The sequence below is a fragment of the Chitinophaga sp. genome (assembly GCF_036569125.1).
Lineage (GTDB): Bacteria > Bacteroidota > Bacteroidia > Chitinophagales > Chitinophagaceae > Chitinophaga.
The window spans coordinates 1-20,790 of sequence record NZ_DATCRF010000532.1 but is presented as its reverse complement, the minus strand read 5'-3'; the positions used below and the strand labels follow the sequence as shown (position 1 = coordinate 20,790).

The 20,790-nt window shown below is 47.7% G+C and carries 18 protein-coding genes; 14 read left to right on the top strand and 4 right to left on the bottom strand.

Translation table 11 applies throughout. The annotated features are described in order from the left end of the window. The 4 genes from VIM87_RS20050 to VIM87_RS20035 all read left to right on the top strand — a co-directional run. Positions 1–844, top strand: an 844-nt coding sequence (locus VIM87_RS20050) for a HAMP domain-containing sensor histidine kinase (RefSeq protein ID WP_331998724.1), incomplete at its 5' end; no start/stop codon positions are given. 207 nt (positions 845–1,051) lie between these two features. Then, positions 1,052–2,446, top strand: a complete 1,395-nt coding sequence (locus VIM87_RS20045) for a TolC family protein (RefSeq protein WP_331998723.1) — start codon at positions 1,052–1,054, stop codon at positions 2,444–2,446. A gap of 48 nt (positions 2,447–2,494) precedes the next feature. Continuing rightward, positions 2,495–5,758: an efflux RND transporter permease subunit gene (locus VIM87_RS20040; protein WP_331998722.1), complete on the top strand. Its 3,264-nt coding sequence runs from the start codon at positions 2,495–2,497 to the stop codon at positions 5,756–5,758. Between the two features lie 41 nt (positions 5,759–5,799). Next, a complete protein-coding gene (locus VIM87_RS20035; protein WP_331998721.1) occupies positions 5,800–6,939 on the top strand; it encodes an efflux RND transporter periplasmic adaptor subunit in 1,140 nt (379 codons plus the stop codon). A 206-nt stretch (positions 6,940–7,145) separates the two neighbouring features. Here VIM87_RS20035 and VIM87_RS20030 read toward each other — a convergent pair whose 3' ends face one another. Then, the gene (locus VIM87_RS20030) at positions 7,146–7,637 is read right to left on the bottom strand and encodes a hypothetical protein (protein WP_331998720.1); all 492 of its coding nucleotides are present in this window, start codon (positions 7,635–7,637) and stop codon (positions 7,146–7,148) included. A gap of 156 nt (positions 7,638–7,793) precedes the next feature. Between VIM87_RS20030 and VIM87_RS20025 the strand changes: the two genes are divergently transcribed. Continuing rightward, the gene (locus VIM87_RS20025; protein WP_331998719.1) at positions 7,794–9,383 is read left to right on the top strand and encodes an amidase; all 1,590 of its coding nucleotides are present in this window, start codon (positions 7,794–7,796) and stop codon (positions 9,381–9,383) included. Here the strand turns inward: VIM87_RS20025 and VIM87_RS20020 are convergent. Continuing rightward, positions 9,375–10,514 (bottom strand): aminotransferase class V-fold PLP-dependent enzyme, encoded by a 1,140-nt coding sequence (locus tag VIM87_RS20020; RefSeq protein WP_331998718.1) that lies wholly within the window; start codon positions 10,512–10,514, stop codon positions 9,375–9,377. The two genes, VIM87_RS20025 and VIM87_RS20020, sit on opposite strands and share 9 nt — an antisense overlap. Positions 10,515–10,653: 139 nt before the next feature. Between VIM87_RS20020 and VIM87_RS20015 the strand changes: the two genes are divergently transcribed. From VIM87_RS20015 to VIM87_RS19990, 6 genes are all read left to right on the top strand, one after another. Then, positions 10,654–11,343 carry a hypothetical protein gene (locus tag VIM87_RS20015; RefSeq protein ID WP_331998717.1) on the top strand — a complete coding sequence of 230 codons (690 nt, stop codon included), beginning with the start codon at positions 10,654–10,656 and terminating at the stop codon, positions 11,341–11,343. A gap of 37 nt (positions 11,344–11,380) precedes the next feature. Continuing rightward, entirely contained in the window at positions 11,381–13,096 is a 1,716-nt protein-coding gene (locus VIM87_RS20010) for a hypothetical protein (protein ID WP_331998716.1), read from the top strand. 492 nt (positions 13,097–13,588) lie between these two features. Beyond that, positions 13,589–13,939, top strand: coding sequence for a VOC family protein (locus VIM87_RS20005; protein ID WP_331998715.1), 351 nt, complete (start codon positions 13,589–13,591; stop codon positions 13,937–13,939). A 117-nt stretch (positions 13,940–14,056) separates the two neighbouring features. Beyond that, positions 14,057–14,236, top strand: a complete 180-nt coding sequence (locus tag VIM87_RS20000; RefSeq protein ID WP_331998714.1) for a class I lanthipeptide — start codon at positions 14,057–14,059, stop codon at positions 14,234–14,236. Positions 14,237–14,390: 154 nt separating this feature from the next. Then, positions 14,391–15,464, top strand: coding sequence for an NADH:flavin oxidoreductase/NADH oxidase (locus tag VIM87_RS19995; RefSeq protein ID WP_331998713.1), 1,074 nt, complete (start codon positions 14,391–14,393; stop codon positions 15,462–15,464). Positions 15,465–15,544: 80 nt separating this feature from the next. Then, a complete protein-coding gene (locus VIM87_RS19990; protein WP_331998712.1) occupies positions 15,545–16,057 on the top strand; it encodes an OmpH family outer membrane protein in 513 nt (170 codons plus the stop codon). 76 nt (positions 16,058–16,133) lie between these two features. Here VIM87_RS19990 and VIM87_RS19985 read toward each other — a convergent pair whose 3' ends face one another. After that, positions 16,134–17,153 (bottom strand): hypothetical protein, encoded by a 1,020-nt coding sequence (locus VIM87_RS19985; protein WP_331998711.1) that lies wholly within the window; start codon positions 17,151–17,153, stop codon positions 16,134–16,136. A gap of 208 nt (positions 17,154–17,361) precedes the next feature. On the opposite strand from VIM87_RS19985, the gene VIM87_RS19980 reads away from it, so the two are divergent. Together VIM87_RS19980 and VIM87_RS19975 are read left to right on the top strand one after the other, a co-directional pair. Further along, positions 17,362–17,958: a TetR/AcrR family transcriptional regulator gene (locus tag VIM87_RS19980; RefSeq protein WP_331998710.1), complete on the top strand. Its 597-nt coding sequence runs from the start codon at positions 17,362–17,364 to the stop codon at positions 17,956–17,958. 17 nt (positions 17,959–17,975) lie between these two features. Then, positions 17,976–19,127, top strand: coding sequence for an NAD(P)/FAD-dependent oxidoreductase (locus VIM87_RS19975; protein ID WP_331998709.1), 1,152 nt, complete (start codon positions 17,976–17,978; stop codon positions 19,125–19,127). A gap of 5 nt (positions 19,128–19,132) precedes the next feature. Here the strand turns inward: VIM87_RS19975 and VIM87_RS19970 are convergent, their stop codons facing one another. Next, entirely contained in the window at positions 19,133–19,948 is an 816-nt protein-coding gene (locus VIM87_RS19970) for an alpha/beta hydrolase (protein ID WP_331998708.1), read from the bottom strand. Positions 19,949–20,218: 270 nt separating this feature from the next. Between VIM87_RS19970 and VIM87_RS19965 the strand changes: the two genes are divergently transcribed. Continuing rightward, the coding region (locus VIM87_RS19965) for a hypothetical protein (RefSeq protein ID WP_331998707.1) at positions 20,219–20,790 on the top strand (572 nt) is incomplete at its 3' end.

The window sequence follows — 20,790 nt, the reverse complement described above, 5'->3', positions numbered from 1 at the left end:
GCGCATCCTGCATTCTCTGCGTATGACCATAAAAACCATCCAGGGTTTTAATGTAAAGAACCGGGTACAATTCTCTTCCAGCGGCACCCGGGAGTTCAAAGAGCTTAATTCCTTTTTACAGAAAATGACGGATAAAGCGGTGGATGAATACTGCGCTATCAAAGAGTTCAGCGAGAATGCCTCCCACGAGCTGCAAACGCCCCTGGCGGTGCTGCGCAATAAGGTAGAGCTGTTAAGTGAAACCGCTATTGAAGAAGAACAGGCTTTACTGTTGGGCGATATGCAGAACGCCATTGAAAAGCTTTCCAAGATCAACCGCTCGCTTACCTTGCTGGCTAAGCTGGAAAATAACGAGTACACGGTTTCAGAGCAGATCAAATTCTGTAAAATAGCTAAAGATGTGCTGGCGGCCTATGAGGACCGCATTGAGATGAAGAATATTTCTGTAAGAACGGAGATCGATAAAGGCATTTTGCTGAAGATCCATCCGGTGATGGCAGACATGCTGATGAATAACCTGCTGGGCAATGCCATTCGCCATAACGTGCAGGATGGCAGCATTGAGCTTACCCTGACGCAGAAGCAGCTAACGGTAAAGAATACCGGCCTGCCGCCTGTAATGCCCACGGAGGAGCTGTTCCAGCGCTTTAAGAAAAGTAACCAGTGCAGTGAGAGCGTAGGCCTGGGTTTATCCATCGTAAAGCAGATCTGCGAAGTAAGCGGCTTTAGTGTATCGTACCAATACAGGAACCAACAACATATATTACAAGTAGATTTTCAACCCAGAACCCGGGAAGAAGTGAAGCTTAACCGGCAGGATAACCGGACGCCGGCCCTTGCATAAATTCCACCTTACTATCTAAATCAATAGCAGGCATGCTTGATAACATGCCCTGCGTAAGCCTTGCCCATAAAGGATTACAGCCCCAAAAAATTTCCGATCATTTTTTTAAAAAACGCGCTTACTTCAAAATTACTTCAAAAAGATGTAGTCATTTTGCAATTGGATTTATAGCTTTCGTAAATGAATACATTGCAAAATCGCCCGTTCATGTTTGAGAAGAAATTTTTATTGATCCTTCCATTTTTTATTGTTGCCAACATCTCTCTGTTAAGCGCACAACAAACCCTTACGCTGAAAGATGCAATTCAAACGGCCGTCAATAATTATGGAACGATCAAAGCTAAATCCAGTTATGCAGCGTCTTCACAGGCAAGTGTGGTACAGGCAAAGCGCGATTACCTGCCTAACCTGAATGTATCTGCACAGCAGGATTATGGTACCGTTAACGGTCAAAACGGCCCGCTGTATGGCTTTGGCGGCCTGGCGGTTGCCTCTGCAGGCCAGCCTTTACCTGATCAGAACTGGAATGCCGCTTTCGGCGGATTATACCTTACTAATATTAACTGGGATTTCTTTGCTTTTGGCCGCGCCAAAGAAAAGATCAAATCAGTGCAAGCGGTTGCTACCAGAGATACCAAGGACTGGCAGCAAGAAATTTTTCAACAGGAAATTAGGGTAGCAGCCGCTTACCTGAATTTATTGGCAGCACAAAAGCTTACGCTGTCATACCAGAAGAACCTGAACCGGGCAGATACTTTCCGCCGCGTGGTGGTAACCCGCGTAAAGAATGGTTTAAATCCCGGGGTGGATTCATCACAGGCCAATGCAGAAGTGTCCAATGCAAAGATCGCGCTTACCCGCGCGCTGGACTTTCAGCAAACACAATCCAACCAGCTGGCGCAGCTGATGGGCGTACCGGCGCAGGACTTTAACCTGGATACTTTTTTTGTAGCACGCGTACCGGCTGTACTGGCCGATTCTGCCGCTATTGAAAATCATCCCACCCTGCAATGGTTTAAAAGCCGTATAGCCGTAAGCGATGAGCAGGCAAAGTATTACCATACGTTCAACTACCCGGTATTTTCTCTGGTAGGCGTGCTGCAAACACGCGGCTCCGGCTTTGATCCTTCCTATAACGCTACTAACCTGGATGCTTATAAGCAGTCGTACTGGGATGGCGTAAAACCTACCCGCACCAACTATCTTTTTGGTATAGGCGTTACCTGGAACATAACGCAGCCTTTACGGATCTCCCAGCAGGTGAAGTCGCAAAAGCTGGTCAGCAAAGGATTACAGGCAGAGTATGAGCTGGCGGATCAGCAGATCCGTGCACAGTTAAAGCTGTCCGATACTAAGATCAGCAATGCGCTGGATAATTACAATGAAGCGCCCATACAGGTGAAAGCCGCTTCAGATGCGTTTTTACAGAAATCGGTATTATATAAAAATGGCCTCACCAACCTGGTAGATGTTACACAGGCATTATACACTTTGATACGCGCAGAAACCGACCGCGATATCGCCTACAGCAATGTATGGCAGGCCTTGTTGCTGAAAGCTTCCGCCAGCGGTGATTTTAACCTGTTTGAAGGACAACTTTGATAGGCAGTAGTTTTAGGAACCGGTATTGATCATTCACACAACAGTATTATGAATCTCATTCGTTTTGCACTTCGTAAGCCAATTACCATCCTGGTATTGGTGGCCGGACTATTCTTCTTTGGTATTAAAGCCGTGACAACGATCAAGATCGACATCTTCCCAAAGCTGGATATGCCGGTGATCTACCTCTCGCACCCGTTTGGTGGTTATACCTCCACGCAGATGGAATCTTTCTTTGGTAAGCAGTACATTAACATCCTGTTATATGTGAACGGGGTAAAAAGTATTGAAACCAAGAATATCCAGGGCTTAACACTGATCAAGATCAACTTTTACCCCGGCACCAACATGGCGCAGGCTGCAGCGGAAGTGAGTGCATTCTCAAACCGTATCCAGGCTATTTTTCCACCGGGCTCCAACCCGCCATTCATAATACGTTTTGATGCATCTACCTTGCCAATAGGACAGCTGGTGCTTAGCAGCGACAAGCGCAGTAATAACGAGCTGCTGGATATGGCCAACGTATACGTACGTTCTTCCTTTACCTCTATTCCCGGCCTGGTGGGCTCTACGCCTTTTGGCGGTAACATCCGCACCGTGGTAATTAAAGCAGACCCGGAGCTGTTACGCTCTCATAACATGACGCCGGACCAGCTGGTGGAAGCGCTGCGCCTCAATAACCAGACAGCGCCTTCCGGCAACGTGCGCATTGGCGATAAGAACTACATTACCCCTGCCAATACAACCATTAAACAGGTAAAAGATTTTGAAAATATTCCCCTCTTTAAAAGCGGGGTGCAAAACCTTTACCTGCGCGATGTGGCTACAGTAGAAGATGGCGCCGACGTGACCACCAGCTATGCACTCATTAACGGCCGCCGCTCTGTGTACCTGGATATTGCAAAAGCTGCCGATGCCTCTACCTGGGAAGTAGTGCAGAACCTGAAAAAGGCCCTGCCTAAAATACAATCACAGCTGCCCGATGATGTGAAACTGAGCTATGAGTTTGACCAGTCCGTATACGTAATAAACTCTGTAAAAAGCTTACTGACTGAAGGCGCCATAGGCGCTGTGCTAACGGGTTTAATGGTGCTGTTGTTCCTGGGCGACCCGCGCGGGGCGCTGATCGTGATCTTAACCATTCCTACTTCCATTATATCGGGCGTGCTGTTCCTGAGCTTATTCGGGCAAACCATTAATATCATGACGCTGAGCGGCCTGGCGCTGGCCATTGGGATATTGGTGGATGAGAGTACGGTAACCATTGAGAACATACACCAGCACTTTGATCTTGGCAAACCCAAGGCCCTGGCTATCTGGGATGCCTGTAAGGAAATTGCCTTCCCCAAGCTGTTGATACTGTTCTGTATCCTGGCGGTATTTGCACCGGCATTTACAATGGGCGGCATACCGGGGTCTTTGTTCCTGCCGCTGGCGCTGGCCATTGGTTTCAGTATGATCGTTTCCTACTTCCTGGCGCAAACTTTTGTACCGGTAATGGCCAACTGGATCATGAAGGTGAAACACCACAAAGGTCCGGATGGCAAGCCGCTTACAGAGCAGGAAGAATTTGAAGCCTCCGGCCTGCATGCAGGTGAAAGCACCTGGGATCAGAAGAAAGCACTGGTAGAACATCCTGGTCATAACAACGGAAAGCTGAGCCGCTTTGACAAGCTGCGTAACCGGTATCTGCGTTTTATTGACAGGATGATGCCTTACCGCAAACCTATTGTAATAGCTTACCTGCTGGTAGTTTCCGGTATCGTATACCTGTTGATCACCAACATTGGCCGCGATGTGTTGCCGAAGGTGAACGGCTCCCAGTTCCAGGTACGTATGCGCGCCCCGGATGGTACCCGTATTGAGGAAACAGAGAAAAAGACCATACAGCTTACCAATGCGGTGAATGATATAGTAGGGAAGGAGAACGTGTCTATTACCTCTGCCTTTGTAGGCCTGCACCCGCAGCTGTTTTCCACAGCGCCCATCTTCTTATGGATGGCAGGCCCGCATGAATCTGTATTGCAGGTAGCGTTAAGCGAGCATTATAAAACCGACCTGGATGAGCTGAAAGATAAGATCCGGGACCGTATGCACAACATAGATCCGCAGGTACAGCTTTCTTTTGAGCCGATAGAATTAACGGATAAAATATTGAGCCAGGGATCGCCCACACCGATAGAAGTACGTTTTGCAGGCCGTAATAAAAAGCTGAATGAGCAGTATGCAGCAAAGATGGTGGAGAAGTTAAAACAGATCCCTTACCTGCGCGATGTGCAGCTGGGCCAGTCTATCCACTACCCGGCCATGAACATTAATATTGACAGGGTACGCGCTGCGCAGCTGGGAGTGGACCTGAACGATGTTACCCGTTCCCTGATAGCCAGCACCTCCTCATCCCGTTTAACGGAAAAGAATATATGGGTAGATGAGCGTGCGGGCCTGAGCTACAACGTACAGGTGCAGGTGCCGGAAAACCAGATCACCAGCCAGAATGATATAGGTGAAATTCCGCTGCTGCGTAACACGGCACGCCCCATCCTGAGCGATGTGGCCACCATTACACCGGACCTTACCTACGGGGAAAATGATAACCTGGGATCCTTACCGATATTAACGGTAACGGCTAACCTGAATAATAAAGACCTTGGAGCGGCTTCCGCTGATGTACGCAAGGCTATTGCTTCCCTGGGCGATATACCCCGCGGGCTGAATGTGGAGCTGATAGGTTTAAGCAGCACCTTAACGGATACGCTGGATAGTTTGCAAAGCGGTTTGATCGTGGCCATTGTGGTGATATTCCTGATGCTGGCGGCTAACTTCCAGTCGTTCAAAGTATCGGCCATTGTGCTGGCTACCGTACCGGCGGTGCTGTTAGGTTCCCTGAGCCTGCTGATGCTGGCCGGGTCTACGCTGAACCTGCAGTCTTACATGGGTATGATCATGTCTGTAGGGGTATCTATTTCCAACGCGGTGTTATTGATCACTAATGCAGAGCAGATCCGTGTACACAACGGCGATGCGCTAACATCGGCCAAAGAGGCTGCTGCCCTGCGTTTGCGTCCTATCTTAATGACTGCCCTTGCAATGGTGGTTGGTATGATACCGATGGCCAGCGGCCTGGGTGAAGCCGGCGATCAGTCGTCGCCTTTGGGCCGCGCGGTAATTGGCGGGCTGATAGCCTCCACCTTTGCGGCGCTGTTTATTTTGCCTTTGGCCTTTGCATGGGGACAGGGCAGAACCACTACCCAAAGCGTATCCCTGGATCCGGAAGATGAGGACAGCATTCACTTTATACCTGTTAAAGCATAATGATTATGAGCGAGCATATAAAAGCAAATAAAATTCATTTTATGAACCCAGTATTAAAAGCCGTCCCGCTGTTTTTACCGGCGATGGTATTGGCGGTGATCCTGCAGAGCTGTGGCTCTTCAAAGGCGGAGAACGAGAAACCAACGAAGGACGCTGCTGCCGCTGCACCGGCCCTGGAAGCCTTTACCCTGCAAAAAGGGGAGCTGTCATCCTCCATCCAGATCCCCGGTGAGCTGGTTGCTTTTCAGCGTGTTGACTTATATGCCAAGGTAAGCAGCTTTGTGAAAAAGCTGTATGTGGATGTGGGGAGTGAAGTAAGCGCAGGCCAGCTGCTGGTAACTATGGAGGCACCGGAGGTGAACTCCCAGCTATCCGGCGCAGAATCCCGCCTGAAATCACAGGAAGCAGTTTACCTGTCCAGCAAAGCTACTTACGACCGTTTACTGGAAACCAGCAAAACGCCGGGCACTGTTTCGCAGAACGACCTGGATATTGCTTTTGCCAAACAAAAGTCAGACCTGGCGCAGCTGGATGCGGCCAAAGCATCTTATAACGAGGTAGGGGCTAACCGTAATTACCTGGAGATCCGCGCACCGTTCAGTGGGGTTATCAGCCGCAGGAATGTGAGCGCCGGAGCGTATGTAGGCCCGGCCGGCAAGGGTTCAGACCTGCCGATCTTTACCCTGCAGGAACAAAAGAAATTACGTTTAGTGGTAAGCGTGCCCGAAGCATATATTGGTTACCTGGGTAATAAAAGTGAAGTGGATTTTACCGCTAAATCCTTACCTAATCAAAAGTTCAAAGCCAGGGTAAGCCGTTTGTCCGGTGTGCTGGATGAGCGCCTGCGTGCACAAAGCATAGAAATGGATGTGGAGAATAAGGACAAGAAGCTGTTGCCCGGTATGGTAGCAGAAGTATCTATTCCTTTAACCAGTGAAGATGCCGGCGCTTTTGTGGTGCCTTCCAGCGCAGTGCTGAATTCAACACAGGGTGTATACGTAATAAAAGTAGCTGATAATAAAGCGGCCTGGGTACCCGTGAAAACCGGCCGCCGTGTGGATAACAGGACAGAGATCTTTGGCGATTTAGCCTTAAACGATGTGATTGTAAAAACCGCCAGCGAGGAAGTTAGGGATAGCTCGGCATTAAAGAATGTAAAAGTCATAGCACCAGAAAAATAGTATACGGGAACCATGCAATCAGGAAAAAACCCGCCGGGATGGCGGGTTTTTTCATTAATTAATAATTAAGAATGAATAATTAATAATCGTAGGGAAATTGTTCATGGAATTATGAGTTTTTCACGCAGCTCATAATGTTACAATAGTAGTTCAATGAAGTGCCTGCCTCCATTATTATTAATTATTCATTATTAATTATTAATTCTTTATTCTGTTACCGTAAAAGTGGCCTCATTCACTTTATTTAAGCCGCTCATGCCGCCGGCCTGGTATACCACTTTGTATTGTCCAGGTTTGGTAACAGCATATCCTTTCAGTATATCCACGGTTGCAGTTACACTTTCATGCGCCGGCACTTTTATGTAGGCTTCAGCAGGTGGGGGCATGATCCGTTTGGCCATAACGCCGCGGTATTGCGCGTTTTCGCCGTTAGCATCGGTAATATCCAGGTAAGCCGCCATAAAGCCTCCCGCACCTTCAAAAGGCGTATGCCATTTACAGAAGCTAAGCGCCTTGCCGGTATTGTTCTTAACGGTAAAGGTTAACATAACCGGGCTGCCGGTTTTTACAGTTGCCGGTAAGGATAGTACGGTTTCCAGTTCGCCGGTTCCGGAAGCAGCAGTAGTTTGTTGCGAGTGCTTACAGGCACTAAAGCTAAAGAGGGACAGCCATGCTGCCGTGAAAATCAGGTTTTTCATTTGTTGTTGATTGTTTGCGGGCGCCAAATTAATGAAATTATTCATAAACGCAGGTTCGCCGGTTTTAAATAACAGGAGTGTATAAGCAACTTTTGCGCCACAATAGCCACTATATAATGGCATAAATTCCTTATTTTAATCCTAAATGAACCTACTATGAACAGGAGAAAATTCCTGCAAGCCGGCTCCCTCACCAGCCTGGGTGTAGCCGCGGCCAGCTTAAGCGGCTGGGCCACTACCGCTGCTCCCGCATTTGCTTTGGAAGAAGTAACCATAACGCAGCTGCAGGAAAAAATGGAGCAGGGCCAGGCCACTTCCGTTTCCATTACACAGCTGTATATTAACCGCATTAAAACCATTGACCGCCAGGGGCCTAAGATCAATTCCGTAATTGAGCTGAACCCCGAAGCCTTGTCTATTGCAGCTGCTTTGGATAAAGAACGGAAGCAGGGCAAAGTAAGAGGCCCGCTGCATGGCATTCCCGTACTGGTAAAAGACAATATTAATACCGGCGACCAGATGATGACCACTGCAGGCGCACTGGCCCTTGCCGGTAATAAGGCAAAGGAGGATGCTTTTATTATCAAACAATTACGTTTAGCCGGCGCCGTGCTGCTGGGTAAAACAAACCTGAGCGAGTGGGCTAACTTCCGTTCGGAAAATTCTACCAGCGCATGGAGCAGCCGGGGCGGGCAAACCAAATGCCCTTACATCCTGGACCGCAATCCTTCCGGTTCCAGCTCCGGCTCAGGCGCCGCTACCGCCGCTAATTTGTGCGCCATCAGCATAGGTACGGAAACAGATGGCTCTATTGTATCACCATCATCCACTAACGGCCTGGTGGGCATTAAACCTACTGTTGGCTTGTGGAGCCGTTCCGGCATTATCCCTATTTCAGCCACGCAGGACACAGCCGGCCCTATGGCCCGTACCGTACAGGATGCCGCTATTTTGCTGGGCGCCCTTACCGGTGTAGACCCTGCAGATGGTGTAACCAAAGAAAGCGATGGCAAGTACCTGAAAGACTATACGAAGTTCCTGGATAAGAATGGCTTAAAAGGTAAGCGTATCGGTATAGAAAAATCGCATTACAAAGTTTACCCTGGCCTGCTGGGGCTTTTAAAAGAGGCCATCAGCGTACTGGAAGCGCAGGGCGCCACTGTGGTAGAGGTAGACCTGTTAAAGGCCCTGGAACCTATTGGCCGCCGGGCTGAGTTCCAGGTATTGTTGTATGAGTTTAAGGATGGAGTGAACCGTTACCTGGCAGGTACCGATCTGAAGCTGCGTACGCTGGAGGATGTAATTGCCTTTAATAAAGCCAATGAATCCAAAGCCATGCCTTTCTTTAAACAGGAAACCCTGATCAATGCCAATGGCAAAGGAGACCTTAACAGCAAAGAATATACAGAATCAAAAGAGAAAACGCTCAGCTCCCGCAAGATCATTACTGACCTGATGGCGGAGCACAAGCTGGATGCTTTGTCGGGCATTACAAACGGCCTGGCCTGTTGTATTGACCTGGTGAATGGCGACTATGACAATGGCCCTTCTTTATCCACGCCCGCTGCTATTTCGGGCTTTCCGCATATTACGGTGCCTATGGGTTTGGTGCATGGGCTGCCCGCCGGCTTTTCCTTTTTTGCAACTGCTTACCAGGAGCCGCAGCTGATAGCAATGGCCTATGCATATGAGCAGGCATCGCACAAACGGCAGGCGCCCACATTTACAAAAGATCTGTTAGGGTAATTGAATGTTACCCAGGCATTCAAACAAGCGGTTTAGATCCTGCTGATCATTGTAAACATGCGGTGCAATACGGATGGCATTACCGCGGAAGCTTACATGGATATTGTTTTCCGGCAGCGCTTTTCTAATGGCCTGTAAATAGGCAGCATCCGGTATAATAATGCCGCGCATATGGCCGGCATACTCAATATCCTCGCATTGTACAAAAGGCAGCTGTTTAGAAAGTGCAGGTATGCTGTTGGTTAATGTGGAAAGATAATTGTGGATGGGCTGTACACCCCATTCATTCAGCTGTTCCACTGCTGCCAGCGCAATGGGCGCCAGGTTAAGCTGTGAATACTCGCCCATATCAAAGCGGTGCGCGCCGGGTTTATAATGCTCCGTATAATTTACCAGCTGCGTAAAATCTTCACTGCCTTTGCGGGTAAGCCAGGAATATTCCAGCGGTATACCTTTTTCATGCCAGGCAGGATTAACATACAGGTAGCCCAGCCCATAAGGGCCTAACATCCATTTATAACCTGCACAAACAGCAAAATCCGGCGCTATTTCATCAATATTAATGGGATATGCGCCCAGGCTCTGGCTAAGGTCCAGCACGAGCGGTATGCCCAGCGCATGTGTTTTTTTACTGATGGCATCAAGGTGCAGCAAAGCGCCGTCTGTCCAGTGGCATTGGGGAAGTGCCACCAACCCGGTTTGCTCATCTATTGCAGCCAGTACGGCATTGGTCCAGTTTTCGCCAACGGCCCGCGTTACGGTTTTTATGTGCAGCTGCTGCGACTGCGCTAATTGCTGCCATACATAATAATTGGAAGGGAACTCACGGTCCAGCAGCACAATACTTTTGCCGGCAGCTATTTGCATATTCCTGGCCGCTGCGGCCATGCCATAACTTACAGAAGGTACCAGCGCTACATTATCCGCAGCAGTTTGAAAGATCTTTGCAGCGGCTGCACGCAGTTGCTCCGGCTCATTAAACCAGTCTGCCGCCTGGTATACCCAGGGATGCTGTTTTTTGTGCAATGCGTTAATACCTTTGTCAGTGGCAGCTTTCAGCTGTGGCGACATATTAGCGCAGTTCAGGAATGTAATGCCGGCCGGAATATCAAAGCTTGTTTTTTGGAACATGTATATCGGTTTAGAATGGGAGGGAGTAAGGTACGGAAAATATGCGGGGCTGCCTGCCCCCCGTTTTGAAATCTGGATTATAATTTTTATTTTAGGTACAGGCGATTATCCCTTAATAGAAATTAAACCCCGGTTAGTTATGTCTGATGTTTCCCCCAAATCTCCGCCAACAGATGGCGCACAGCAGGATGCCGGCTGGCAGCTGAAATTGCTTCCCTGGATGATCCTTTTGCCAACAGTGCTGATAGGTGTTTTTATTGTGCAGGCTACTTTACGGATGAAAAAGTTTGAAGCGTTCGTGTACCAGCAGGAGCGCTCCATTTTTGAAAAGAACCTGCCATCCCCCGCAGATACGGCCAGCGGCATCACCAACGATTTTCACTATCAGCAATTGTATGTGCTGGCGCGTATGGAAGAATACACCATTAATAAACGTTACAACCAGGCGGGCATCATTACCATGTCTACCATTTATACCAAGTACCTGGGCTTTTTCACCGGTATGATCCTGGCTATTGTGGGATCGGTGTTCATTATTGGTAAATTAAAGGAAGATCAGACGCAGACAGAAGGATCACTGAAAGATGTATTGACGTTTAAAGTAGTATCATCCTCCCCAGGTGTGATCTTTGCCGTATTAGGCACTGTATTAATGTCGGTGAGCATTATCAGTAAAGGAGAGGTAAATGTGAATGATCTGCCGCTATACCTGAACGGCGCCAATTTTATAAATGCACAGGATAGCACTGCCCGGAAAATAGACAGCAGTAAAATAAACAAGCTGCCTTTTACCATTCCAGAAGGAGAGGCAAGATCTTCCCACCCCTAAAAAAACAGCTATGCGGATCTTAATTTTTATCCTCGTCATGCTGACATGCAAAACGGCTCTTTCACAAATACAGGTAGACCGTGCAAAGCTTATTAAACTTTTACAGGAAGGAAAAACAGGCGAAGTGTTTAAGGAAGCCAACCGCCTGCGGGATAGCGTGTATGGCAAATGCGCCCTGGTAGATTATTTTATTGCAAAGAGCCTTTGCATGGATAAGTATTATGACAGATCCGGCATTTGGTTTGACTATATTTTAGCTAAATACCCGATGGACGATGGATCACTGGCATTCATACGGCAGGAAAAAAATGCCTGCCGGCCCGGCAGAGCAGCACCCCTGGCTGCCGGCAGCACTTTGCTAACGGCAATGACTATCCCAATACCCAAAGTAGGCGCCGGGGTGCGGGGCAGAATAGGGAAGGGTGGTTACTTAGCGGAGGGCTGTTATGAGAACAAAGAGCTGGTGAATTATGAAAACATGCTGCCTGATGATACCCTGGCTGCGCACATTTTTAACCTGGACCAGCCAGATACGGCGCTGGCAAAGCTGAAAAGCTTTTTGCCGTCTGCCTATGAAGCCAAAGTGTACAAACGGTTTATACTGGTTACTTTAAAAGACAGATCCTACAACGCAGAAAACCTGGAGCGTGTAGCAGGCAGCCTGGAACGTGCGTATAATTTTTACATAACACATTATTCCCTGCGGCCACTGAATAAATTTATAACAGTATACCTGCTGCCTTCGCAGGCCGCATTGCAGGCTGCCGCGCAGGATGTGCACCGTATTAAGATAGGCAATGACCCGCTGGGTTATTCCATTTTATCAGACCTCAGCCTGCTGGGTATTGCGGAAGATGATCCATCCACCATCGGCACCTTATATCATGAGCTCTGGCACCTGGTGATCCGTGGCGATGCAGGCGATATTCCGGCCTGGCTGGATGAAGGTATCGCGTGCCTGTATTCCAATTCCCACTGGGAGAATGATGTATTGCTGGGTAATAAAACAACCTGGCGGCTAGGTGATCTGCGCAATAAACGCCTGGCTGAAATAGGGGAGACCGTACCTTCCCTGGAAACGCTGCTGGGATATGACTGGAGCAACTTTTATGGCGGCGCAGATAAGAACCTGTGTATGGCAACGGTGAATTATGCCGTCTCTAATTACTTCCTGATCTATTTGCAGGAGCAGGGTATGTTGCAGCAGATGATGCAAGCCGTGAAAAACCGCCGTCCGCCGGGAATAGACAGTGCCGCCAGCGTGCAGGATATGCAGGACGTAACCCTGCTGCCGGCGGTTACCGGTAAAGATGTAAGCACGCTGCAAACCGTTTTCCGTGCCTGGTTTAAAAAAGCTTATTCTTTTGACCCTTATAATAGCCCGCTTACACGAGCTGCAGCAGTCATGAAATTTAATTTTCAGCAGGAGCAGGATTCCCTGAAGCAAAAACTGTCAAACAAGCGGATGCAGGGCCGTATTAATAATGAGCAGTATAACCGCTATATGAACCGGATCACAAAAATTGAGACCGACTATACTAACGCAGCAAAAAAGATCAATGATTTTAATGCGCAGCAAAGTACACGGCAGCCGCCGGTGAATATGAATAATATAGTAGTCCAGCAACAGCAGCAGCAACAACAGCAAACGCAAAAAGAAGATAAAAGGGTGAGCAGGTGGCATAGGAAAATGAATAAAGCCAAGGAGGAACTGATGAAGCTGAAGGAGGAGATCAACAGCCAAACGTTTTAGCCGGCAGCACGCATAAAATATTCACAGTACTTATTTATTAAGCCTGTTTTACAGGTGACAACATTTGGTGCAACATATTTCGCGCTGGCCGTTGCTGCCAGCATCAGAGAAAGACGATGTGGTATTAGTTGTATGAAAAAACATGTGATAATTGTTCGAGTGACACTATTGAATTTTATTTCAGCTGCAAGCATTTAGTTTTGAGGTGTATAGATCATATTACAGGAAGAAACCTGTGCGTGAATTTTCCGCTTCCCATAACATCTACATGTGATAAAGATATGATATGCTGCGGGTATCTTTACAGTGTTAAAAGTAGATAACTATCCCTATCCTATAGCCTTATAGCTTGTTGTAACTCATTCTATGATTGTAACATGTTCTTATTACAAAGCCGCTCCACAGGGCGGCTTTTGTGTTGATGCTCATTCCGTTCTGTTTGTTTTTCCAGGTTAAAATTTGAAGATTTGCAGCAATCATTTACGCAACACTATGAAAGTTAAACGGATTGTTGCCAACATACCGGCTACGGAGGTATCAGCTGCCAAACGGTTTTATGAGGAGATCCTGGAGTTGGATATTGTAATGGATCATGGCTGGATCGTTACCTATGGGGCTCAGGCGCATATGCTTGTTCAGATAAGTTTTGCTACAGAGGGAGGAAGCGGTACGCCGGTGCCGGATCTGTCGATTGAGGTTGATGAGCTGGAAGTGGTTTATAACCGTATGAAGGAAGCTGGTTTTCATATAACATATGGCCCGGTAAATGAGCCCTGGGGTGTACGGCGCTTTTTTGTACAGGATCCGTTTGGCAAGCTGGTGAATATCCTCAGTCATACCTGATCACTTCCACTCACATGATATGATTATTGAAAATGGCTGCGCAATCCCTTGGAAAGCACTGTAAAATGGGCTAACTTATAGAAGTTAATCTATATCCTTTCCCCTAAAAAAAGCATCATGAAAAAGATCCCATCAAAAAAACTATCGCTATCGAAGATCCGGATTGCCAGCTTAAGCAAAGACAGGCAACAAACGCTGAAAGGCGGTTCCATTGAAACCTTTGACCGGAACTGTAAAACCTGGTATGTAGAATGTGGCACGGGTCCGTTCACCATTGCAAGAACCTGCGTAGACTAATTAAAGGAAGGTAACTTATTTGTAAAAGAAGGCGTCTCAAAGTAAGAGACGCCTCTTTTTATTTGATGGCGGGCGGCCGTTAGTACAGCACCAGCCCCGGCTACATGATAATTAGAGGATTTGTCTTATTATTAGGCTTTAATATCAAGGGACCATGAGCAAATTACTATCGCCCATCACTATCGGGAATACCACTTTTAAAAATCGTATTACCATCTCACCCATGTGCCAGTATTCGGCCACAGATGGTTTTGCCACTGACTGGCACCTGGTGCATTTGGGCAGCCGTGCGGTAGGCGGTGCAGGTTTAATTATGCAGGAGGCTACAGCAATAAGTCCGCAAGGCCGCATCAGCTACGGAGACCTGGGCATCTGGAAAGATGAGCAATGTGTAAAGCTGCAGCAGATCGTAGCTTTCCTGCACGGGCAGGGTGCAAAAGCCGGCATTCAGCTGGCGCATGCAGGCCGTAAGGCCAGCTGTGAGGTGCCCTGGAAAGGCGGGCAGCAGATCCCTTCAAATGCGGCAAATGGCTGGCAAACCTTCAGCGCAAGCCCTTTACCGTTTAAGGATGGCCAGGAAGCGCCTTTGGCACTGGACCAGGCAGGCATTCAACAGGTGATCAGCGATTTCAGGGCAGCGGCTGCACGTGCTATACAGGTTGGGTATGATGTGATCGAGATCCATGCCGCGCATGGCTATTTATTACACCAGTTCTATTCACCGCTCAGCAACCAGCGTACCGATGAATATGGCGGCCCTTTTGAGAACAGGGTTCGTTTAGTGGTAGCCGTAGTGCAGGCCGTGCGGCAGGTATGGGAAAAAGGGAAACCCTTATTTGTGCGCATTTCCTCTACCGACTGGACGGAAGGCGGCTGGACCATAGAAGATTCCGTAAAGCTGGCTATGATCTTAAAAGAAGCAGGAGCGGATCTGATAGATGCCTCTTCCGGGGGCAATGTAGCTGCGGCTAAGATCCCCGTTGCACCCGGCTACCAGGTGGGATTTGCGGAACAGATCAAAAAACAAAGCGGTATCCTTACGGGCGCAGTGGGCATTATTACTACGCCGGAGCAGGCAGAAGCTATTTTAGAAAAAGAGCAGGCTGACCTCATTTTTATAGCGCGGCAAAGCCTGCGTGATGCTTATTTCCCGATGCATGCTGCCACTGCTTTGCAGGATGATCTGCAATGGCCGCTGCAGTATGAAAGGGCAAAGCTTAAACCATAGCTTAACGTTCCTTTACCGTTATCTTAACTTTTTATTTGAACATGATTGTACAATTTACAGCATCACCTTAATCAACAGTTATGCGTAAAAATTGTACCTTCTTTTTATTCCTATGCTTTTTTATCACCTTTACCACCACACACATTACGGCTCAATCCAAAATCGCCTACATTGATCTGCAGCAGCTGGTTTCCGGCATGCCGGAAGCAAAACAGGCTTATGATACCCTGCGGATATATGAACAGGGAATTGTAAAAACCGTACAGGGGTTAATGACCGATTTCCAGGCCAAGGTAGATGCTTATGAGAAACAGAGCGCCTCGCTGAATCCCGATATCCGGGAGATAAAGGAAAAGGAGCTGTTAACAGCTAAAAATAATATTGAAGAGTATAAAATGCGGATGGAGCAAAAGCTGGCTGCCCGCCAGCAGGAGCTTATCACCCCCATCCTCACAAAAGCAAAAAAAGCGGTATCGGACCTGGCAACAGAAAAAGGATATGCCTGTGTGCTGGACAGCTCAAAAGATATTCTGGTAGCCGCCAATTGTGACGACCTGCTGATACCGGCAAAACAGAAGCTGGGAATAAAATAGAAAGCGATAAACGTAAAAGTGGAATGCAGTCCCATATTCGCTGCATTCCACTTTTACATTTATCATTTTACATTCCTCACAACCCCTCCGTCAAACTCTTCCTCAGATCCGCCAGGAAGTCCTTTACAGTAGTAGCTTTACCGGATTCCGGCATTTGCGTAGCGCAATCCATCTTCACATATTTGTTTACATCGGCCATTTGCCAGATGCCGGCGCCGGTCATATCCGGGTACTCCTTTTTAAACCGGATCATTTCTGCTTTGATCTCATCCGGTGATTTACTGTTATGATCAGTGGCGCAGGTGCTGAATGCCCCGCGGCAAAGGAATATCGGGTAAATGGGCACATTCGTGGCCAGGTGTGTTTTCCAGGGGCCGGGCGTATTGCGCGCACCGCCGTCGTAACATTGTACATAGATGGCATCTATCAGCCCTTTCTTTGATCCGTCAAGAATGCCTTTCCAATAGGAAAATTTGGTATACGGGCACAGGGTCATGTGCATGTTCAGCTTACCGATCATGGTCCCTAAGCGTATAATGGAAATGGCGTTGTAAACTGATTCATCGTCAATACAAATAGCGTCAACGCCTACTTCGTCTTTTAATACCTTACATATTTTATACAGGGTGCTGTTGGCGCCGGTGCCGGTAACCACGCCTGCAGGAGCGGTTGAATCATTGGCCCAGGTTTGTATATAATCATACGTGTTCGGCGGCTGGTTATACCACCGGCCTTCAAACAGGATCTCAATACGGGTAATGGAAGTTTTGCCCTGTTTTAAAGAAGCTACTCTTTTAAGCCATTCCGGGTTGCCCACATACTTACCATCGTGAATGATAGGATGCTGGCTGTCATCGCCGGAATACAGATCGCCATTGGAACGTATATAAAAGCTGGACAGGATCACGGTGGTGAACCCCGACTGTTTTAAATGTTCGTAAGTACTGTCCTCACCCGGGTAAGTACCACGGCCAAATATGGTCAGGTTGGTAGCGGCCGGTGATGCCGGATCTTCAGCTGCAAACGGCCGGGCAAAACACACGTTTGAAAAAATGCCGGACACCAGCAGGGTAAAAGTTAACAAGGGTAATTTCATGACATAGGTTTAAGGAGGCGAAATTAGTGAACTAAACTTAAAGCATCCAACCGCTTATCCTTAATGGCCTGATAGGATATTCCCTCAAAAGCTAATAGTATATTATTTATTACGGGTTGATTTATAGTAGCTTAATTTCCAGTTCATAGAAATATTTGTAAGTAAATAAACGTTTACTTATTTTTGTCCGGTAAATAAAAACATAGGTATGCGGCCTAAAAATTTAGAAAAAGAGCAAGCCATCCGCACCGTTGCGCTGGACATTATTGCCAATGAAGGATTGGAAAATTTAAGCATGCAAAAGCTGGCTAAAGCAGCCAATGTTTCACCCCGTACCATTTATATCAAATACGAGAACAAAGAAGATTTCCTGGTTAAGCTGTTTATTAATGAAGTGCTGGAAGTATACGAACAGGCCGTTTTAAAAGATTTTGATGAGCAGATGGATTTTGCGGACGGAGTAAAAAAGATCTGGACAAATACTTTCCAGTACCTGAAAAATAACCGGCCCGCTTTTGCACTGCTGCAATACAGCAGAACCTCGCCTTTATTAAATAAAGCTTACCAGCAGCAGCACATTCAACAGGGGCAGTACTTTGCGCCCATTCACCGTTTCATAGCAGCCAATATTAAAGCAGGTACTATTAAGAACTTTCATTTTGATGTATACCGCGCAATGATATTCCCCGTGCTGCTGGAGCTGGTGAGTGAATACTTTGACTATACCGAAAGGCCTAAACAGATCATTACAGAAAAGGTGCTGCTGGAATGCTGCGCCACTGTAATAAAGGGCATGATGAAATAATTTAAAAACACTCCATAATGAAAACAATTAAGAACAAGCAGATCGCCATTGTAGGTGGCGGTCCAGGCGGGCTAACGCTGGCAAGGATCTTACAAATGAACGGCGCCAGTGTAAAAGTTTATGAGCGGGATGTGAGCAGGAGCACACGGGTGCAGGGCACTACGCTGGACCTGCATTATGATTCCGGTTTAAAGGCGCTGCATAAAGCCGGTTTAATGGAAGCATTCAATGCCAGTTATCGCCCTGGTGCAGATAAGCTGTGTGTTACAGATAAACAGGCAAACATGCTGCTGGACGAATTTTCCATTGAACAAGGTGAAAACGCCCGCCCTGAAATAGACCGCGGCCCGCTCCGCGACATCCTGCTGGATTCATTGCAGCCCGGTACCGTGGTATGGGACAGCAATTTTGCATCGCTGGAAAGGCAGGCATCTTCCATTAAAATTGAATTTAAGAACGGTACTGCTGCTTATGCAGATCTTGTGATTGCGGCAGACGGGGCTAACTCTAAGATCCGCCCTTACATGACTGCTGTAAAGCCTTTTTATGTGGGTGTTACGGCCGTGGAAGGTACTGTGTATGATTCGGCAAATACCATCCCTCACATTCATCAGCTTTTACGTGGCGGAAAGATCTTTACAATGGGAGATGAAAAGTCTTTGATCATCAGCTCAAAAGGAGATGGCAGCCTTTCGTTTTTAATAGGTTTTAATGCAGATGAGTTTTGGGTAAAGAACAGCGGGATCGATTTTGCGGATAAAGCGCAGGTGCTGGCCTGGTTTAAAACAGCTTTTGCAGGCTGGGCGCCTATCTGGGACGATCTGTTTGTACACGCAAGCTCCGCATTTATACCCCGCCCGCAATATTGTATGCCGGTTGATCAAACCTGGGAAGCATTACCTGACCTTACCATGCTGGGTGATGCTGCGCACCTGATGCCGCCCTATGCCGGTGAAGGCGTGAACATGGCCATGCTAGATGCATTGGAGCTGGCGGAATGCCTGCTGAGTGATGATTTTGCAGATACGCACGCCGCCATAGCAGCCTATGAAAAACAAATGCGCGCAAGAGCCGCTGAAATAGCACAAATGACGCTGGAACAAACTGCCATCTTACATTCACCACAGGCGCTTACGCATTTGCTGGAATTATTCCGCCCTGTTGAATAACAGTCTCATGGCCTGGATCTCCAAAGATCGCCCAGCTGTTTAAGCATGAGCAGAAAACCCGGGCCTGGCATATCTCCGTGGCCAAAACCATCAAACTCATACAGGTAAGTTCTTTTGTGGCCGGCCAGCTTCATCATCCTGGCCAGGTAGGCATTTTCTTCGTAGCGTCCCAGCATTTCCATTTCGCGGTCGCCCGTGTAAAGATACAGGGGCGGCGCATCTGCACGCACATGGTATAAAGGTGCATACTTATCAATAATAGGTTGTGTATCCCGGATGCCCTTTTCCTTGCGCACGGTAAAATGTGTGATAGCCTGCCCGCTAAACGGGAACAGGGCCGCAATGCGGTTGGCGTCAATATTATACCTGGATAAATATTCCTTATCCAGGCCGATCATCTCTGACAGGTAACCGCCCGCAGAGTGGCCGGACACAATGATCTTAGCGGTATCGCCGCCGTATTCCTTTGCATGGTTAAACACCCAGGCTACTGCAGCGGCTGCATCTTCAATATAAGCCGGGCAGGATACTTTAGGGCTCAGGCGGTAATTGGCCGCAATGATGATCATTTTATGGCGCTTCAGTTCTTCCGGAATGTTTTTGCTGCCGCCCGTTATGCCGCCGCCATGGAACCATACGATCACGGGTGCATTGGCCTGTTTAGCCGGGTAATAAATATCCAGCCGGCAGCGCTCTTTCATATAATCCGTAAGCTCTCCGCTGCGGTATAAAATATCTTTTTGCTCCAGGTAAGTAGTAGTATCCTGCGCCAGTACGGGCAGCGCAAAGCAGATCAGCAGCAGCAAAAGCCGGTATTTCATGATAAAATGATTTGCTTGTAAAGAAAATAAAAAAACTATAAACATGCACGTTAGGTCCCGGAAAAACCAGGGTATCCCGGGCGTTAGATACCCGTGCATTACGCTTTTAAGCCCAAATAATTTTACGGCTTTTGTTTTTTTATTACTACTTTTATCCAGGTAACAGGTTAAGATAGCGGACTATGAGCGTTATCATTTTTGCATCCCTATATAACCGATCAGCTTGAAATATTTTTTTGATCCCAATCAGCAGTAAATTTACCTTTACCGATGTTCGATTCCCCCGTACTAAATGTGGTGATAGGGCTCACCCTCATTTATCTTCTATACAGCCTGCTGGCCAGCCTCCTGGGCGAGCTGTTATCAACCACCTTTAACCTGCGTTCCCTTTTGCTGCGCGTAGCGCTGGAAAGAATGCTGAATGATGGTTATTATGCCAGGCGGGATAAATGGCGCAATCGCTGGAGCAATATCGTGAATGCAATACGCTGGTTTTTCCTTTTCCCTAACCACAATTTTAAGAACAGCCTGGCCGGCCGTTTTTATGAGCATCCTTCCATTAAATATCTTGCCAAGGCCGAGCGGCGCTCACCGTTTGCAGAAACGCGCCCTTCTTACCTTACAGATGTATACTTCGTAAGTACCTTCATCCGCATGCTCATAGAAATGGGCATGGGAAATACGGACGATGAAAAGATAGCCTCCGCCCTGAAGCTGAACACCCTGCACATGCAGCAGCGTACAGCAAAAAATGTGACCGGCATTTATGAGGAGGCAAATGGGAACACCGCTGCTTTTAAAGAAGGGTTGCGGCGCTGGTACAATGAAACCATGGACCGCAC

Bases quoted from the DNA above. Each gene is read 5' to 3' on its own strand.
- VIM87_RS20045 (WP_331998723.1), top strand. From the start codon at position 1,052: ATGTTTGAGAAGAAATTTTTATTGATCCTTCCATTTTTTATTGTTGCC.
- VIM87_RS20040 (WP_331998722.1), top strand. From the start codon at position 2,495: ATGAATCTCATTCGTTTTGCACTTCGTAAGCCAATTACCATCCTGGTA.
- VIM87_RS20035 (WP_331998721.1), top strand. From the start codon at position 5,800: ATGAACCCAGTATTAAAAGCCGTCCCGCTGTTTTTACCGGCGATGGTA.
- VIM87_RS20030 (WP_331998720.1), bottom strand. From the start codon at position 7,637: ATGAAAAACCTGATTTTCACGGCAGCATGGCTGTCCCTCTTTAGCTTT.
- VIM87_RS20025 (WP_331998719.1), top strand. From the start codon at position 7,794: ATGAACAGGAGAAAATTCCTGCAAGCCGGCTCCCTCACCAGCCTGGGT.
- VIM87_RS20020 (WP_331998718.1), bottom strand. From the start codon at position 10,514: ATGTTCCAAAAAACAAGCTTTGATATTCCGGCCGGCATTACATTCCTG.
- VIM87_RS20015 (WP_331998717.1), top strand. From the start codon at position 10,654: ATGTCTGATGTTTCCCCCAAATCTCCGCCAACAGATGGCGCACAGCAG.
- VIM87_RS20010 (WP_331998716.1), top strand. From the start codon at position 11,381: ATGCTGACATGCAAAACGGCTCTTTCACAAATACAGGTAGACCGTGCA.
- VIM87_RS20005 (WP_331998715.1), top strand. From the start codon at position 13,589: ATGAAAGTTAAACGGATTGTTGCCAACATACCGGCTACGGAGGTATCA.
- VIM87_RS20000 (WP_331998714.1), top strand. From the start codon at position 14,057: ATGAAAAAGATCCCATCAAAAAAACTATCGCTATCGAAGATCCGGATT.
- VIM87_RS19995 (WP_331998713.1), top strand. From the start codon at position 14,391: ATGAGCAAATTACTATCGCCCATCACTATCGGGAATACCACTTTTAAA.
- VIM87_RS19990 (WP_331998712.1), top strand. From the start codon at position 15,545: ATGCGTAAAAATTGTACCTTCTTTTTATTCCTATGCTTTTTTATCACC.
- VIM87_RS19985 (WP_331998711.1), bottom strand. From the start codon at position 17,153: ATGAAATTACCCTTGTTAACTTTTACCCTGCTGGTGTCCGGCATTTTT.
- VIM87_RS19980 (WP_331998710.1), top strand. From the start codon at position 17,362: ATGCGGCCTAAAAATTTAGAAAAAGAGCAAGCCATCCGCACCGTTGCG.
- VIM87_RS19975 (WP_331998709.1), top strand. From the start codon at position 17,976: ATGAAAACAATTAAGAACAAGCAGATCGCCATTGTAGGTGGCGGTCCA.
- VIM87_RS19970 (WP_331998708.1), bottom strand. From the start codon at position 19,948: ATGAAATACCGGCTTTTGCTGCTGCTGATCTGCTTTGCGCTGCCCGTA.